The organism is Paenibacillus sp. FSL R5-0345, from assembly GCF_000758585.1.
Classification (GTDB): Bacteria; Bacillota; Bacilli; order Paenibacillales; family Paenibacillaceae; genus Paenibacillus_AQ.
In genome coordinates, this window is record NZ_CP009281.1 from 4,236,996 (window position 1) to 4,254,491 (window position 17,496).

Annotated in this window: 14 protein-coding genes and 1 pseudogene; 1 reads left to right on the top strand and 14 read right to left on the bottom strand. The window is 40.4% G+C overall.

Features of this window, described 5'->3' with window-relative positions; genetic code table 11:
* Nucleotides 1-15: 15 nt before the first annotated feature.
* From R50345_RS18790 to R50345_RS30890, 5 genes and pseudogenes are all read right to left on the bottom strand, one after another.
* Entirely contained in the window at nucleotides 16-708 is a 693-nt protein-coding gene (locus R50345_RS18790; protein ID WP_042129085.1) for a response regulator transcription factor, read from the bottom strand.
* Nucleotides 686-2,185 (bottom strand): sensor histidine kinase, encoded by a 1,500-nt coding sequence (locus R50345_RS18795; protein ID WP_042129088.1) that lies wholly within the window; start codon nucleotides 2,183-2,185, stop codon nucleotides 686-688. Before R50345_RS18795 ends, R50345_RS18790 begins: the two co-directional genes overlap by 23 nt.
* Nucleotides 2,186-2,452: 267 nt before the next feature.
* Nucleotides 2,453-3,295, bottom strand: a complete 843-nt coding sequence (locus R50345_RS18800; RefSeq protein ID WP_042129090.1) for a sugar phosphate isomerase/epimerase family protein — start codon at nucleotides 3,293-3,295, stop codon at nucleotides 2,453-2,455.
* Between the two features lie 221 nt (nucleotides 3,296-3,516).
* Entirely contained in the window at nucleotides 3,517-4,605 is a 1,089-nt protein-coding gene (locus R50345_RS18805) for a DUF1648 domain-containing protein (protein ID WP_042129092.1), read from the bottom strand.
* 1,089 nt (nucleotides 4,606-5,694) lie between these two features.
* Nucleotides 5,695-5,847 (bottom strand): annotated as a pseudogene (locus tag R50345_RS30890) (recombinase family protein); the annotation flags it as partial.
* Between the two features lie 176 nt (nucleotides 5,848-6,023).
* Here R50345_RS30890 and R50345_RS18810 point away from each other — a divergent pair.
* The gene (locus R50345_RS18810) at nucleotides 6,024-7,232 is read left to right on the top strand and encodes a GNAT family N-acetyltransferase (protein ID WP_042129093.1); all 1,209 of its coding nucleotides are present in this window, start codon (nucleotides 6,024-6,026) and stop codon (nucleotides 7,230-7,232) included.
* Between the two features lie 97 nt (nucleotides 7,233-7,329).
* On the opposite strand, the gene R50345_RS18815 is transcribed toward R50345_RS18810, so the two are convergent.
* From R50345_RS18815 to R50345_RS18855, 9 genes are all read right to left on the bottom strand, one after another.
* On the bottom strand, nucleotides 7,330-8,247 hold the full coding sequence (locus R50345_RS18815) for an N-acetylglucosamine kinase (RefSeq protein ID WP_042129094.1): 918 nt from the start codon (nucleotides 8,245-8,247) through the stop codon (nucleotides 7,330-7,332).
* A 128-nt stretch (nucleotides 8,248-8,375) separates the two neighbouring features.
* Nucleotides 8,376-9,938 (bottom strand): glycoside hydrolase family 3 protein, encoded by a 1,563-nt coding sequence (locus tag R50345_RS18820; RefSeq protein WP_042129096.1) that lies wholly within the window; start codon nucleotides 9,936-9,938, stop codon nucleotides 8,376-8,378.
* Between the two features lie 17 nt (nucleotides 9,939-9,955).
* Nucleotides 9,956-11,098: an exo-beta-N-acetylmuramidase NamZ family protein gene (locus R50345_RS18825; protein ID WP_042129097.1), complete on the bottom strand. Its 1,143-nt coding sequence runs from the start codon at nucleotides 11,096-11,098 to the stop codon at nucleotides 9,956-9,958.
* A gap of 99 nt (nucleotides 11,099-11,197) precedes the next feature.
* The gene (locus R50345_RS18830; RefSeq protein WP_042129099.1) at nucleotides 11,198-11,905 is read right to left on the bottom strand and encodes a PIG-L deacetylase family protein; all 708 of its coding nucleotides are present in this window, start codon (nucleotides 11,903-11,905) and stop codon (nucleotides 11,198-11,200) included.
* A gap of 2 nt (nucleotides 11,906-11,907) precedes the next feature.
* A complete protein-coding gene (locus R50345_RS18835) occupies nucleotides 11,908-12,879 on the bottom strand; it encodes a GNAT family N-acetyltransferase (RefSeq protein ID WP_231573817.1) in 972 nt (323 codons plus the stop codon).
* Nucleotides 12,880-14,100 carry an anhydro-N-acetylmuramic acid kinase gene (locus tag R50345_RS18840; protein ID WP_042129102.1) on the bottom strand — a complete coding sequence of 407 codons (1,221 nt, stop codon included), beginning with the start codon at nucleotides 14,098-14,100 and terminating at the stop codon, nucleotides 12,880-12,882.
* Nucleotides 14,100-14,960, bottom strand: a complete 861-nt coding sequence (locus tag R50345_RS18845; protein ID WP_042129105.1) for a carbohydrate ABC transporter permease — start codon at nucleotides 14,958-14,960, stop codon at nucleotides 14,100-14,102. Before R50345_RS18845 ends, R50345_RS18840 begins: the two co-directional genes overlap by 1 nt.
* A gap of 18 nt (nucleotides 14,961-14,978) precedes the next feature.
* Nucleotides 14,979-15,881: a carbohydrate ABC transporter permease gene (locus R50345_RS18850; RefSeq protein ID WP_042129108.1), complete on the bottom strand. Its 903-nt coding sequence runs from the start codon at nucleotides 15,879-15,881 to the stop codon at nucleotides 14,979-14,981.
* Nucleotides 15,882-15,985: 104 nt separating this feature from the next.
* Nucleotides 15,986-17,440 (bottom strand): ABC transporter substrate-binding protein, encoded by a 1,455-nt coding sequence (locus R50345_RS18855; RefSeq protein ID WP_042129109.1) that lies wholly within the window; start codon nucleotides 17,438-17,440, stop codon nucleotides 15,986-15,988.
* Nucleotides 17,441-17,496: the final 56 nt, after the last annotated feature.

Consider the following 17,496-nt stretch of genomic DNA (forward strand, 5'->3'; position numbering starts at 1 on the left):
TCAAGGATAGCGCCATTACACCGTAAATCGGTATCCCGCACCCCACACCGTTTCAATATATTGTGGATTCGAGGGATCTGACTCCAGCTTTTCTCGAATTTTGCGAATATGAACCGTCACTGTTGCGATATCCCCGCTGGAATCCATTCCCCAAACCCGTTCGAATAGATCATCTTTGCTAAACACCCGATTCGGATGGCTCGCTAAAAAGACCAGTACATCGAACTCCCGCGCTGTAAACAAAACCTCTTGATTACGCACAAACACCCTGCGGGAATTTTTATCGATATGGACTCCTCGAATTTGAATCTCATGCTTCTCCATAGGTTCCAGCTTACTAAGCATGCGTTCATATCTTGTTAGGTGCGCCTTCGCTCTTGCTACTAATTCACTTGGACTAAAGGGCTTCGTTATATAATCATCCGCTCCGAGATTAAACGCCCGAAGCTTATCGATTTCTTCTTTTTTCGCAGATACGATAAAGATCGGTACTTCCTTCGCCTCCCTGATACGGCGGCATAATTCAAAACCATCGATGCCAGGTAACTGCAAATCTACGATAATAAGATTGTAATCCCCTTCCAGAGCCTGCCCAAGCCCTTCAGAACCTGTATGACATATATCAACGGCAAAACCGTTCAGCTCAAAATAATCTTTTTCCAATTGCGCTATCGTTGCCTCATCTTCAATAATCAGAATCCGTGTCATGTGACTGAAATCCTCCTTCGTCGGTCGTTCGCTTTAAAGTAAAGAACAGGCTTGATCCCACACCTGGTTCACTTTCCATCCAAATCGCTCCACCATGTCCTTCAATAATCTGACGAGCGATCGCAAGACCAAGTCCACTGCCGCCTGTCGATAAGTTTCGAGAAGGCTCCGCACGATAAAACCGTTCAAAGATATGTGGAAGAGCTTCAGCATCAATGCCCATTCCATTATCCTTCACTTCAACCGTCACCCATTCACTATCAACTTGCAGAGAAAAAAGAATTAAAGGCTGAGGTTTGTCCATATACTTTAGCGCATTTCCAATTACGTTCAGTAATACCCGTTTTAATTTATCCAAATCTGCAAGAACCTCAATACGTTCGGAGGTGTGATTGTCTAGCTGAAATGAAACTCCTTTATTTTCGTTATTGTAGCGCATCTCTTCGATACAGTCCTCAAGGAATGCAATAATATCAACAGCTTCGAACGAAAATGGAACCTGATTCAAATCCAGTTTGGAATATAAGAACAATTCATCGACCAATTTATCCATTCCAATAGTTTTGTTATAAATAATGTCGACGTACATGTCCATCTTCTCAGGTGTATTGGCGACGCCATCTCTTATGCCCTCAATAAACCCTTTAATATTTGTAATCGGAGTCCGCAAATCATGTGAAATATTTGAGATTAACTCTTTTCGATTCTCCTCATATTGCAGACGAAGGTTCACTGACTCTTGTAACCTCTGTCTCATCATTTCGAACGCTTTATTTAACTCCCCTATCTCATCTTTGGATTGTAGGTTAAGCTCAAATTGAAGGTCACCCTCTTGAATTCGTTCTGCGGAATCCCTTAACTTGTTCAGTGGCTTAATAACACTTCGTGTAATCCAGCGATATAATAGCAGATTCGCAACTACAAGAACGCCAATTAATATTAATGAAAAGATTGGTAGCAGCCTCCGTGTGAGTTCCGCAAATGGACTATGCTCTTTGATGACGAAAACACTACCTTTCGCCCCATCCGAATATTTAAAGTCAAATTTGGCATAGCCATAAAATCTTTCTTTAATATTAAATGTGTTACGAATCTGATAGTTATTCAGATCGTAAGGAGGTAAAGCATCCTTTAACTCAGGTTGATTGAAGGTGCGTGATTCAAAAACGGGGTCATTCACTCGCCTTACAAATAGTCCTGCTTTCTCGGTCTTTAGCTTAAAATCATACTCCAGTAACAAATCCTTATTCTGCAATTCATCGGGGTCATGCTTTGCTAAATACTTTAATTCTAAAAAAATCGATTCTTCTTGCTCTGACAACGGATTTAATTGATAGTGCACTTTATAAAAATCCCGAAGACTGTGAACATCTCCTGTAGAAGCAATTGTAAATAAAGCTGCCGTCATTACGATCATAAGTAAACTAACGACTAGCATTCCCGTATAAGATAACAGTAATTTTATCCGAATTGACACGACTTCTCCCCTCTCACTAACAATGGAGCCGCTAAATAATCATCTCCGTATTTTAGTGAAATACTATCACATGGGGAGAACGTTTGCTAACAGAAAAAAACTTCTACCAACACTCCGGCAGAAGTTTTTATAGAATTTAATTTACGCGAGATCATCAAATGCTATATAGATTGATCTGATGATTTTCCTATTTCGGGTTGGCCGTGACTCCAGAGAATGTTTGGAATTTTAGCACTTATCCTTTTTTTTGAATATTTCAAGTTTAATCTATATTAATACGTTTTCCAGCGAAGAGAATACTTTATCGAAGCCTGCTTTAGAACGAGAAAATAATTCAGATGAACTTTGCGCGGAAGCTGGCGCCAGAACTTCTTGGGCGATCACACCGGTATACCCGATCTTTTTCAGGCTTACCAAGAATCCTGTGAGATCAATAGAACCTTCTCCTGGATACAATCGATCGAAATCTAACAATTCCTCTATCGGTAGAAGTTTAGCATCATTAATATGGACATATGCAATTTGATGCGGTTGTAATTTCAGCAGATCCTCGCTCGTTAATCCGTTCGTATGCCAATGGTAGGAATCCAGTAACAACCCAACATTCCTTACTTGCATCGTTTCCATCCAGCTCAACGTATCTTGCATCGTCCAGATCAGTGGATTTGCCCATTGTGTACGTAAGTGATGAGGGCCTACGAACTCTAATGCTAATGTAATTCCATAAGCGCCTAATATTTCCGCGCATAGTCTTAAACGTCTTGTGGCTGCAATCATAAAAGCTGCGACTGGAAGATCTGTCGAAGGTAAAATATATGTACAACATGTCGTACAATTTAATGCTTCAGCGGCCTCAGCCATTTGGGTAAGCGATTTCAACCCTTCTCTAAAGCTTTCCTCTGTTGTGCGCCAATCTACCACTAAACCAAATGATCCTAGCATGATTCCATGGCTTTCTAGCAATTGAACAGCCCCATCCTTACCATACTGCTGCACTAACTCCAATGGATTTGCGTCTATCGACTGAAAGCCGAATTGGCTCGCAAGTCTGATATATTCTTCATTAGAACTGAGTTCACCCAAGCCTGCTGTTGTTAATCCTCTTATCATCGTCGTTCTCCTCCTTTATGACTAATTATCAAAATAGACAATAATTCTAGAAATATTATATTATGTCCAATAATTAATAGCGGTCTACTCGCTAAAGTATGATGAACATTAAGGTGATAAATATATAGGATATACCACATAAGCTGGTCGCGGAATATCCCGGTTGTTAATTTGATCAAACTTGGTGATTTAAATCAATTGCTCAATAAGAGTTTGCCTTGTTACCGCACCACAACTAACAGTACAATAATTCCGAGCCAAAACAGCCAGCTTACTGGGTGACCGAAATTTAATCCCCAGCCGACTCCGAGCCTTTTCTTGACGATTAGGTTTGGATCTTTGCTATTGAAATAAATCATACCTAATAACCATTTATCATCATCATGGACAGGTCTGACATTGGAGCTATCGGCAGATCTCTCCAAGCGGCTTTCGCTCTGACCAGCCCAGAACGTTAAGGCGAAGGCGTATAGGATGATAAGGGCTATTATGATTAGGATAATAGGGATAGCGAAATTCATGTTAAGCAGAGATATCATGTTTAGTTGCACGACGGAAAACAGGATAACTATTAAGAAGCTTGCTGTAATCATAAAATATGACCAAGTACGGCGGTAAGTTACGTCTTGTCTGATGGAACGATTAGGATCAGTGGGTTGAACCTGCTGCTTCACTCTGCGAATACTCCAATTCTCAAATATAAACAAAAGTGTTACCAACACTTGCATTATCGTAGGCATAAACACAGAACTATAAGATTTAGCTACATAGCCGTCTACGTTCCAACTGCTGTTGTAATGGATCGGAATCTGATCAGGAATCAGATCGTAGTTACGTAGGACAGTTACAATAGTAACACCAATAATTAAAACATGAATGAGGAACCAATTACTAGACAAGCCTATGTTTCTTTTCCGAAATTCAGTGTCCACTGCCATGATCGATGGTTCCAGAGCAATAGGCAGCATAGGTAGTAAACTTTTCATTTTGAAATGATAGCTAATGTTTATGACTAGGGAGATTACGACCATGGCGAGTGAATAAGTGACAATGATCCAACTTTGTTGCATGGAATGTTCGTCACCGTATATTAGACAGATGATACAAACAATGAATAGGATAGTATGCAAGGTAGTACTAATCCAAGCATATGACTTCCGCATCTGGCGCAGAGGCTCACTATGGAATTGTACAGGGCTGACGGTGACCCCAAAATTAATCGTCTCTCTTGATAAATAAGGCATGCTTACCATGAGTACAATGGCAGGTACAAATACAAAGATCATTACTATAACAGGCATTATCGTCATATCATTCGCCTCCTCTTATGCATAAGTATGTATTTGAAAACTATTTGAAAACTCTATAGCATATCCTATTAACTTAGGATAGTTAATCGACTTGAACATAAATTTAATTATAATCGATTTTAGTGATTATAGGGCTTAAATTAACAATTTATCCAGTTTTTTTGCTATGCAGAGCTACTCATCTGACAACTGAATTATGGCAAGTACATCTGTTTGAAATTCTGTGAGAAGGTAATGGACAGGTTTTCGGATGAAGGGTGGGATAACCAGTAGTAGCAAAATTGAGCGAAATGCTCGCCTCGGATCTGAATGGTGCGGATTGCTGCGTCAGAGTATAAATAAGTTCTTCCATGCATGTTTTATTGCATCAATTGGAAGATTATTAAGATTGCTAAGTATACTTTAAAACAAAAAAACCCCACCAATATTTATATTAGCAGGAGTTTTATAAATTGATTCACGCGAACATCTCATCAATGACAGGTATGTGTGAATCAATAAACATTGCCAGCAATATACTACCTCTGGCTATTTGATTAAACTAACAAAATAATATGAAGAATAGTGCAAATATTAGGAACGTCTAACCAAATAGACTCCCTTAACAACTTTTCGGCATAATGTCACTTGACCAGTATTCATTAAAACCGTTATCTCAACAGGACTTTAATTTGTAATAATTACATTATTAATGAGTCATTATCCACTTTTCACCCTAACAACACCATAAATGTATTTAATTACAATAAGTCACTCTTTACGTAGACAATATCTATGATCAAAAAAAGCAAACCATTTACAATCAAACTATTCGCATTGCTAATATCCATAGCAGTTAAAGGTATTACATAAGTGATTAAATAACTAAGCACTCTCTCGTTAATTGGCTTCAATCCATTTAAATCTAAAATACCCAACTGCGATAAAAGATACAACAAAAAGAATAACTATCACAATCCAGAAAGATAGCTTTAGTTCATCATTCAAAACACGCTTGAAATATGTAAAAGGGTGCTAATTTAAAATCATAGCTGTTGATACCTAGTAAGTGGGGCATATGACGAAATAAAGAGATGCTTAGAAGGGATTTTAATCTTTTTCTCCACGCCCTAAACGGTCAATATCCATGATCACTACTCCATCATAGAGCTGGTCTTCAACATGCCGAAATAACTTCTGCATTTCCTTACGGGACTCTATCTTTTCACCAGAGGCCACTTCTTCATAGAGTCTATAGGTCCAATTTCGATTCTCGACTAAGGTAACTGATTTGTATCACTTCTATGATTCCACACGTTCCTTTTATTGACGAATTTTTCTTTCAATATTAAACTGTAAATAAGAAATTAAATTCCAAAAAATCGTTTTTTTCATTTATTAAATTTATCCCAACATTACGGCGCAGGAGGAAATGAAAGATGACGACGACACCAAACATCATCGTAATGAACCATCCAACTAGAGAGCAGCTTGAAAATATTTACGATATTTTAGATGAATGCTTTTCCGTAGGCCGTGCTTTTTTCCAAGAAAGATTAGACCTAGACACCACATATGATCCAGATACAACATGGTTTGCGATGGTTGACGATAAGATTGCATCTAATGTACAAATTTTCCCGTTTCATATTAGAGTCGGTCAAGCGATCTTGAAAACGGGTGCAATGGGGAGTGTCGGTACAGATCTAAATTACCGCGGGCTGGGGCTTGCACATAAAATTCTTCATGCGCAGACCAACTATATGAAAGAAACCGATTATGATATAAGTTTGCTTTTGGCTAGCAAGCATGCGTTTTATGAAAAGGCTGGCTGGAGACTTATTCCGGAGACTGCTTTCGCAATTGAAAAACCTGCAAGTTTGGAGCAGCAGCAAAACAGTGATGAAATCATTCCTTTTGAAACATGTTATCTCGATGATATCCGTTTCATTTATGAACAATTCAATAAGAATCGTACCTACACCGTGATCCGAAGTAGAACGTATTGGAATGATTTATTGACCTGGCCGGAATGGAAGAAAGTTGACTGCTTGCTCCTTCGCAGAAATGGAAAAATCGTCGCTTATGGCATCATTGAAAAGAAAGATACTGAACAAGTATTTATTAATGAATTATTGTATTTGAACGAAGCCGAAAACGGCGTTGAAGCTCTTTTTCATGCCTTATGTCAGCTGCGCCAAAATGCAAAGCAAATATTAGCGATGCTCCCAGAGGACCATAAGCTATATTCCTATTACCAACAGCATCAAGCAAATTCAATTCAAATCAATATGGCGATGTGGAAAATGATCAATCTCAGTTCAACTTTCCATAAGCTTCAGCCTGAATTAGAAGATCGCCTAAACCGTAGCAACATAATTGCAGACCAGGAGCTGCATATTGCACTTCGCAGCAATAAGGACTGTATCTACTTGGATTATAAGCAAAAGCGGCTTTCTGTTTCCGATGCTAGTAATCATACCAATCCCTATACTTCAATAGAAGTAGATGAACGCGAGCTAATGACTTATATCATGTTCGGCTATAATGAAGCAGGCGCAGCAAAGGACAGTACTGAGCATGCTAACATCCTTCAAGCTCTATTTCCGAAACAACAAGCCGTGTTTTATTTGACAGATAAATTTTAAGCCATTTTTTGATTCCTACCATTTAAAAATAAGGGTGTGTCGCAAGTCCAACTGCTCGGACTTATGACACACCCTTATTTTTGCTTAGCGACAAAAACTAATCGTTGTTCATTTTTGATCTTCCTAACAGGACAGCACCGTAGGCTGCATCCTTAATCGGCAAAATCAGCTTTGTTTGCGGGTAGCTCTGTGCGAGCTTTCGCTCCAAGGCTTCTTTCACAAAGCGAGACTTTTGCAGCACACTTCCTGCAATCGCAATCGGACTTTTATATAGCTTAAGCCGTTCAATAACAGGCACAACAAGCTCATATAGATTGGCTGCACATTTCTCCGCTAACGCTATTGCATGTGCATCGCCCTTCTCGCATGCGGTCGTCATAATCGGTGCGAGCTGCGCAATATCTTTTTTCGTCGTATTTTTATCATAAACAAAGCCAATGATCTCTTTCACAGTGCTTAATCCAAGCTGCTCATATACCATCGCTGGGATGACCGTATCGGTTATTCTTCCGTCCTCCACTTGAACTAATACGGATAATAGATCGCGCCCAATGCTATAACCGCTTCCCTCGTCATCAATCAGATGACCAAAGCCTCCTGTGCGATGCTGCTCTCCTTTTTCATTGACCCCAAAGCAAATCGATCCTGTACCGGCAATGAGAATGATGCCTTGCATCGCATTTTGTGCCCCGTATAATGCGGCTTCTTGATCGCCTGTAATCGTTAATGGCCCGATATAACCGTTATTTCTCACATGCTGCTCCAAAAAATTAATGACCAGCGGATTACTTATTCCTGCCGCACCTATACATATATGAGCAATTTCTTGTAAATTACCGCAGTAGAGCTTCATTTGACTAAAAATTTCCTCAAAGGAGGCGGCAATAGCATCAGCATCACCACCGTTATAATTAATAGGCCCTACAGTAAAGGTGAATAAAGCGTCTTCCTGGTCATGCGTAATGGTGACAGCTGTTTTCGTGCCACCCCCATCAATTCCAACGATAAATGCCATACCTATGTCCCCTTGTTGTACTTTTTTCAAAGATAAGAATTTATATGTTTAACGCGATATATTATCCTTATTTTTCTCGCAGAAACGCTTGCCGTCCTTGAAAGGACGCCGAAGGCTTTTATGCTTGTCTACATCTGTATCGTAATATTGGCGGTGGGTACAACCTCACCATTTAGGATTGGAAGGAGTGATTTGAATGCATCAAGTGTATACTCAAATGCCGCAATTCCGCAGAACTCGCCTTCGATTAACGGTAAATCATACGGGCGACCTAATGTAATGGCCGTTACTTTGCAACCTGCTGCCAGCAGCTTCTGCACAAGCGCAAGCTGACCTTTGTTTTCACGCGCATTGAACAAGCCGATAACAATATGCTTGTAGCCTTGTACCTTTGGCAGCGCAGCGTTGATTTGCTCCTCGCTCGGGTCAATGTCGATAATCTCATAAGCTGTATTAAAATGCTCCCCCATATATTGCGGAAAGCTAAGAGCTTGATTCAAGCTGCTGGACGCAAGATCGGTGCGGTATGAATAGGAACCCATAAATAACACTTGCTCGTCACCGGTATGAATGGGCTGGAGCTCACCTTTAATGAGGCAGATCGTTTCCGTACGCATTAGCTCATTTGCTCGGCGATGTACATCGCAGCCAACTAGTTCATAATCTAGCTCCTCAGTTGTCGCATATTGTGCTTTATAAGCTAAAATTTTTGTAACAGCTGCATCAATCAGCGCTTCATCCAAATCACCGGTGGCTACAGCTTCTTCGATCAAATGAATCGCTTCCTTCACTGTCTCAGGAGTATGACTAATGAATACCAAATCAATACCTGCTTTAACAGCTCCTAACGCTCCTTTTGCCGTACCATAGTATCGTTTGATCGCGTCCATTTCTAAACAATCCGATACAACTAACCCTTTATATCCTAATTTTCCTTTTAATATCTCTGTAATAATGGTATGAGACATAGTTCCGGGCACACCGGATTTTTCAATTTTCGGAAATAAAATATGTGCACTCATAATCGCTTGAGCGCCTTGCTCAATTGCGGCCTTAAACGGCAGCAGCTCAAGCTGCTCTAATTCCTCAAGTGTTTTTTCAATGGTAGGCAAGCCAATATGTGAATCGACATTTGTATCACCATGACCTGGAAAATGCTTAAGTGAGGACATGACGCCTCCATCAAGCAATCCCTTCATCATTTGAATTCCATACTGGGATACTGTTGCAACAGAATCACCATATGAACGAACATTTATGACTGGATTCAATGCATTATTGTTAACGTCCATAACTGGAGCTAGATTAAAATTAATACCTAATGCTTTCAATTCTCTGGCAGTCATTCTGCCTGCTGCATACGCATTTTCAGGTCGTCCTGAAGAGGCAATTGCCATGGCTCCAGCAACATTGGTCGCGTCTTTAGGCATACGAGTGACTCGACCACCTTCTTGGTCGATCGTAATAAAACCTGGGATACCAGTATGTGTCGTGTACCATTGCTGCAGCTCAGTAACAAGCTCGCCTAATTGATATTTATTTTCGATATTATGTGAGAATAAAATAATATTGCCGACTTTATAATGCTCAATAACTTCCTTCAGCTCAGGAGTGATCTTGGTTGAAGGGAAGCCTGTTACGAACATTTGTCCAATCTTTTCGCGCAAGCTCATATGTTCTATTGTTCTCATCAATTTTTCACCTTCCTCTAGCGATATAAATGATACTGCTGTGTTATTTCTGCAAAATGCTTGCTTTCCGCTGCAAACTGTTCAAGCAGCTGCTTGGCTTGCATATTTTCCGTACGATACATGTTGTCTCCCCCCAGCAAATCGATAAATGGACGAGAGCCCTCCTTCACTGGAGGCAGGAATGAAAATTGCTGGTACAAATCTCTTATCGTAAATAATAAGGTTACCCCAACTTCTAAAGGCCTCAGCACTTGGAGATCTGTAATGTAAATTTGTACCCCGCCGCATAGCTCGCCACAATGTTTAGATGACGTTGGCTTGAAATGAACTGGATGAAAAAGCACACCTGGGATACCTTTTGCATTCATCTCATCTGCCAATTGCTGCGCTTGAATGAACGGAGCACCAATCATTTCAAACGGGAACGTTGTGCCTCTTCCTTCCGAGCAGTTCGTGCCTTCAAATAAACATGTTCCTGTATATAATAACGCTGTTTCATATCGTGGCATTCCAAGTGAAGGATGAACCCAAGTTAATCCTGTATCCGGGAAGGACATGCTCCGTTCCCAGCCTTCCAAACGAACGACATGCAGCGATGCATTCCAATTCATTTGATCATTTGCCATCGTTGCTACCTCACCTGCTGTTAAGCCGTATCGCACGGCTAGCTCGTAATTTCCAACAAATGATTTGAAGCCGGGCTTCAAGACATTCCCTTCTACCGTTACCCCGTTAAGCGGATTAACACGATCAAGAACAACAAATTCTACACCTGCATTTGCACAATCTTCAAGTGCATACAGCATCGTATAAATAAATGTGTAATAGCGTACACCAACATCTTGAATATCGTATACAATGATGTCTACTTCATTCAGCATTTCTTTTGTTAAACGCTTGGAGTCTTTACGGTACAAGCTATAGACTGGAACATTCGTAAAAGGATCCATGTAAGTGTCTACTACTGCCCCTGCATCCAAATCTCCGCGAACGCCATGCTCAGGTGAAAACATCGCAGCAAGATTAAAATTTTCATGTAATATAGTAATCGTTGATGCAAAATCCTTCGTAAGACCTGTCGGCGCTGTAATCAATCCTACGCGCTTACCTTCGAACAAATAACGATAATTCGTTATAGAATCAATCCCATTTAACACCATATGAAGCTGCCTCCTAGCTGCTTTTTTTGCATAAATGGATAGAACAAGGGAATGTTTCCTGCTATACATAGAAACACTCCCTCTTAGCTAGTTGAATAGTTACCAAAGACTAGACTGCCTAACCTTCACCGTTTCAGCAGGCACCATAAATGCTTCTGCATATGTCTTTCTTGCTTCACAGCCGCGAACAACTGCTAGTGCTTTATAGTAATCCATGTATTTGAAAGATTTGCTATTTGTCACAAACCAATGCTTGCTTAAAGCATCTATCCATAGATCAAATGCCGCTTGATCGAAATCCACATATACGTAAGGGACATAATCAACCGCATCCTCCCAGTTTTCGGAGTAATATAATCTTGCTGCAAAGTGCGCGGGGAGCGCTCGTTCAAAGGATGATAGACTTGCGAAGAAACGGGCATCATTTACGATATGATGCGTTAGCGCATGGTCCTTATGCATACTGTTTTTCCAGTGTGTAATAATAATGTTAGGCTTCACGCGACGAATTACATCACAAACCTCCATACGAATTTCTTGATTGTCAGGCAACTCTCCGTCACAATAATCATCGAATACAATGGCTTCACCGCCTAGCATATCCGCAAAAACCTGTGCCTCTTTCACTTTTTGCTGACGATAATCCTTCATATCCTGTCCTGCCGGAACCCCTCGTTCACCCGCAGTTAACGCTAGTGTCACAATGCGATCTCCCTTTAAACTATGACTAGCGAGCACACCACCAGAAGCTAGTTCCACATCACCAACATGCGCTCCAATTGCTAATACTGTGAATTTTTCGCTCATCTTTAAAGTTCCCTCCGCAATATAGAAAATTGTTTTTCAATAGTAAAGCCCGCTTTTTGATAGATTCGAAGAGCCGGATTATTAATTCCAGTGAATAGAGAGATATATTGACAGCCCACATTTTGAAAAGCTTCAACCATTCTGAAAAATAATACACTGCCAAGGCCATGACCCTCATGCTCTGGGTGCACTCCGATACCGCAAAAAAATGCTCTTCCATCAGGCTGCGAAATAATTGGACCTGCAAAGCCCACAACCTCGTTGCCGTACACAGCTACTACAAGTGGTGCGCCAACCTTCACATAAGTAACAATATCCTTCTTCCACTGCGGATTTTGCAGGGCAGCAAGCGTTGCTTCAAGCCCTGTATGTAAATCAGGGACATAGGACGTAATGTAATAGTCCTTGCTATTTGCATTGGTTTCCTTATCTAAAATATCTTCGGGAACTATAAAGCTTCCGAGTTTTAAATACATGCCGCATTGCGTCGCTCGATCTTCGTAGCCTCTAGCCATTAAAGCTTCATATAATGGCTGGTCCTTACTGATGCCCGGGGCATTATTATGCTCATGCTGAGGTGCACTTGGTATACTCCACTTCAGCTTAACAGGGTTGAAAAACAATACATCCGCTTGTCTTTTCCCAAGTTCTTGGAATCTTTTTTCTAAACGCAATAGAAAAGCATCGTAAAGCTCCAGAGAAGCCACATGGGTATCTATAATAACACTCGTAATATAACCGGCCACATCTCCAAGAGGGAGATCGTCACCGCAGCAGCCAGCTGCAAAACCAACAATCCCTTTTTCGTCACAGCCTACCCATATACAGTCAGCGTCAAAATAAGGATGGTCGATGAATGTATCTTGAAACTCTCGCTCTGTAAATGGCTTATAATCATATTTTGTAGCCTCACGATTCCAAAGCTCTACAACTGCAGAGTGATCTTCAATTGAAAAGGTTCTGATTTGCATCATTTAAGCCTCCTGTGAACGTCCAATATAGGGCCAGGAAATTTTGCCCATTACTACTGGCTGTGAAGCTCCAGTTACTAGCGGGATATTGTTTGGTAAGCGCTCCATCGTGTAATACGCTAGCAGAGCAAAAGCAATTGCTTCCTTAGCATCACTATTACCACCGATATCCTCCTGCGTCAGCACCTGCACGTTATGCGGTGCAAATAAGTGCTGTAAATCACGCAAAAGCGTCTTGTTATAGCTTCCACCGCCGCCAATTAACAATTGCTCAGCCTGATGCTGTGGTGCAATATACCGTTCATAGCTATCGACGATGCTCCAGGCAGTTAAAAACGTAGCTGTCGCAACAACATCTTCTGCTTTCCAGTGATTAACATTCATCAATTCAATGATTTGTGCCACGTATTGTTGGCCAAACCGTTCTCTGCCTGTCGATTTTGGTAACGGCATCGTATAATATTTATCCTGCTGCATCCATTTCAATAGCTCATCAATCACTTGACCGCCCGCACCAATTTCGCCATCAACATCTATTGTCATTGGTGCAAATAATTGCGATACAAGGCCATCGATAATCATATTTCCAGGACCCGTATCAAAAGCAAATACCTCATCCGGTGAGGCATTTACAGGCAAAACAGTCACATTGCCTATTCCGCCAATATTTTGCATCAGAAGTGTTTTCTCTGGATTGTTAAACAATAAGTATTCGGTAAATGGTACTAACGGAGCTCCTTGTCCACCCATTGCCATGTCAGCAACTCGAAAGTCTGATATGCAAGGAATTCCTGTTCGATTCGCTATAACTGCACCATCCCCTATCTGAACGGTACAATGCAGATTATAGCCGCCCATAACCTTCTCTTCCGGAGCATGGTATATCGTTTGACCATGCGATCCTACTGCGAATATTTGCGAAGGCGAAAGGCCACATTTCCCTATAACGGATAATGTGGCTTGGGCGTATAATTCGCCAAGCCACATATTCATTGCGCCAACCTTATCAATCGTAGCGCTAGCGGGATCAAAAAGCTCAAATATGGAGTTTCTAACTTGCACCTCAAAAGGTGTGTTTTCAAAAGCCAGTAATTCAATCTCTACTCCACGCTCTTTTTCGGCTGATGGAAAAAGCTTAACTACTGCTGCATCAATACCATCTACTGATGTACCGGACATCAAGCCAACTAAGTATGTTGCATCAACTTTTGATTGTTTGTCCATTAACCTTTCACCGCTCCAACTGTTACCCCTTCAAGGAAGTATTTTTGTAAACTGAAGAACAAAATAAACATTGGCACTGCTGAAATGGTTGCCCCCGCCATCATCGGTGCAAAGTAAGTTGTATTCGCAAAGCGAAAGTTTTTCAAGCCAACCTGAATGGTTTGCATATCCATTGTATTCGTTACTAGGAAAGGCCAGAAAAAGTCATTCCATGCCGCCATAAACGTTAGGATTGCTAGTACTGCCATAATTGTTTTAGATAAAGGCATAATGATATACCAGAAAATTTTAGGCTGGGAACAACCTTCGATTTTAGCAGATTCAATAATTTCAACTGGAATGGAGGACATGAACTGCTTAACCAAGAAGATGTTGTATACCGTTACTATGCTCGGCATAATCAACGCCGTGTACGTATTTTGTAATTCAAAAATATTTACGATCAAAATATATAGTGGAACCTGTGTGACTTGAACAGGAATCATCATAGATCCCAGCAAAATAGCGAACAAAATGTTTTTTCCTTTAAATTTCATTTTTGCAAAAGCATATCCAGCGAGTGTAGCAAAAAATACGTTAGATACCGTAATACACGCTGCCACTATAAAGGAGTTCAATAACCAGTCCCATGTATGTGGGCTGAAGTTAAAGAAGAATTTATAGGAATCAAATGAAATCTTCGATGGTAAGATAGAATAGCTCATTGCACCAGCTTCTACCGGATCACCGAACGAGGAGATGACCATAAAGTATATCGGGAATATGGTAGCTGCGGCAAATAGGATAAGGAACGTAATGTTCGCGCCATTACGTATGAACAGATACCCTTTGCTTCTTAAGCTGTTGTTGTACAAACCCATAGTATTCTGCTCCTTTTCCTAGTATTCTACATCTTTACCTAAAAATTTGAATTGAAGGAATGATATAAATCCGATAATCGCTGCTAGTAGTAATGATTGTGCCGCTGCCTCACCAAACTCAAAATATGTGAACGCATTGTTAAAGATTAACAAACCTACCATTGTTGTTGCATGGTCTGGTCCACCGCCTGTCATAAGATAAGCGTTTTGGAATACTTGGAAGGAACCGATAACACCAGTAACAAGTAGGAATAGCGTTGTTGGCTTAAGGAAAGGGACAACGATAAACCAAAGCTTTTGCAGGAAAGACGCGCCATCAATTTCAGCTGCTTCATAATAGCTGTTATCAATAGCGAGTAATGCGGCTATATAAATAATAATTGCTGTACCATGACTTGATAACCATGACATTAACACAAGTGAGAACATTGCAGTTGCACTGGAACCAAGCCAGTTTTGATTTTCAATACCTAAAAAACTCACGAGCTTATTGGCAATACCTGATTTTAACGGATCGAAGATCCACAGCCACACAACAGAAAGCGCTACACCAGATGCTACGGCTGGCAAGTAATATAGTGCTTTAAAGATCGTTTGTGTTTTTTTCTTGAAAGGAATAATCAAAATTGAAATTAAAAATGATAGAAGAATATTAAATGGAACAGTTAATAGCGTATATACTAACGTGTTTTTCAGCGCTTTCCAGAAAAGTTCATCTGAAAACGAGTTAACGAAGTTATCCATGCCGACAAAAGTGGATCCTAATGGACCATATTTTTGTAAGCTGATAATAAAAGCATTGATGACTGGATATGCGGTAAATAAAGAAAACGCAATAAGTGCTACTGCGATAAACGCGTATCCCCAACCTGAGTCACTTTCGAGTTTCAATTTTTTTCTTTTAGTCAACGATTGATTCATTGGGTCGCACCTCTCTTCTAAAAACAGTACAAGCTCTAGCTAATTTAGAAGGAAAGCTGTACGTTCTAGCTACGCACAGCTTTCACATGTCAGCCTACGACAGACTAGTCAACTACAATACCATCTTTACCGAAAGATTTAATTGCAGCTGCTTTAACTGCATCATACATTTCTTGTGGAGCAATCTCATTTGCAAGTAAGGCTTGTAGTTTAGGAATAATAACTTCTGTTTCAATTTTCAATGCTTCAGCAGCCAGATCAGTAGGAATATCTGTACGAGCCGGAAGCGCTTTTGCCATCATAGCTTTACCTGCAGCAACGTTATCTTCGTTACGAGGGAATTTTTCAAGTACTTCTGCATTACGTGCAGATTCAGTAATTGGTGATAAGAACAGCTCATTACTGTAGTTAGCAGCAATTGAACCAGAAGACAAGAAATTCGTTGCTAGGGCAATATTTTTGATGTGCTCTTCAGATGGAGCTTTTTTACCACGAAGTGCGATATAACCATCAACGATTGAAGTAGGGACATAATCGGCACCGTTGAATGTTGGGACTGGAAGTGAAATATAATCAACTTCAATAGAATCTGCAACAGCTGAACCATCGTTCGCTTTAATCTTCTCATTGTTTAGACGAGCAGAGTTTTCAAATGCAGATAATCCTTTACCTGTGATCATCGTTTGACCCGTTAGGAACATGTTCCACCGTTTACCAGCATCGATAGAGCTTAGCTCTTTAGGCATAGAACCATCGTTGATCATTTCGCGAATAGATGTAAGTAGCCCCAAGAAGTTTTTGCTTGTATACGTATATTTAAGATCTTTATCGAAGTAATCTGGTAAACCTGCAGTTTTAGCAAGAATAGCCAGATAGTCTTTAGATGCTACACCAGATGTTGCGAACACGAAACCATAACGAGTAGTTTCACCTTTATCATTTTTCACTACACCTTTAGAAATTGCATTACGAAACTCTTCATAAGTCCAACCGTTTTGTTGAACGCTTTTCCAATCAATTCCGGCTTCTTCAAGGAATTGTTTGTTACCACCGATAGTGTGGATTTCCATATATGCTGGTAGACCGTATTGAGCGTCACCTAGTTGGAAATATTTCAATGGAACTTCGTCATAATCTGCCTTGGCTTCATCAGAAAGGGCACCGTTAAGGTCGATTAATACATTAAGTGCTGCATATTTCGAAATTCCTGAAGCACCGATAAAAGCAATATCTGGAGGAGAACCTGCATTTACTTGAGTATCAAGTTTTTGCGTCATATCTTCCCAGCTCGCTGGCTCGATTTTCAAAGTCAAGTTAGGATGTAGTGTATTAAATTCTTTTTCCATATCAGCAAAACGTGTTTGATAGTTCGCTGATATCGGAGGTAAAAGTGCTGTAATCGTATCCTTTTTAGGCTCAGAACCACCGTTACTAGTTCCTGTGTTACCGGAATCTGTAGAAGCTGGAGCGTTATTTCCGTTTCCTCCGCAAGCCGATAATAGTGATACCATCATGATTCCTGACAAAAACAGAGTTAATCCACGTGATCTTTTTTTCATCGAAAACAGCCTCCTCAATTATTAATAGCATCCATCCTGTTATTCCACTTTTCACA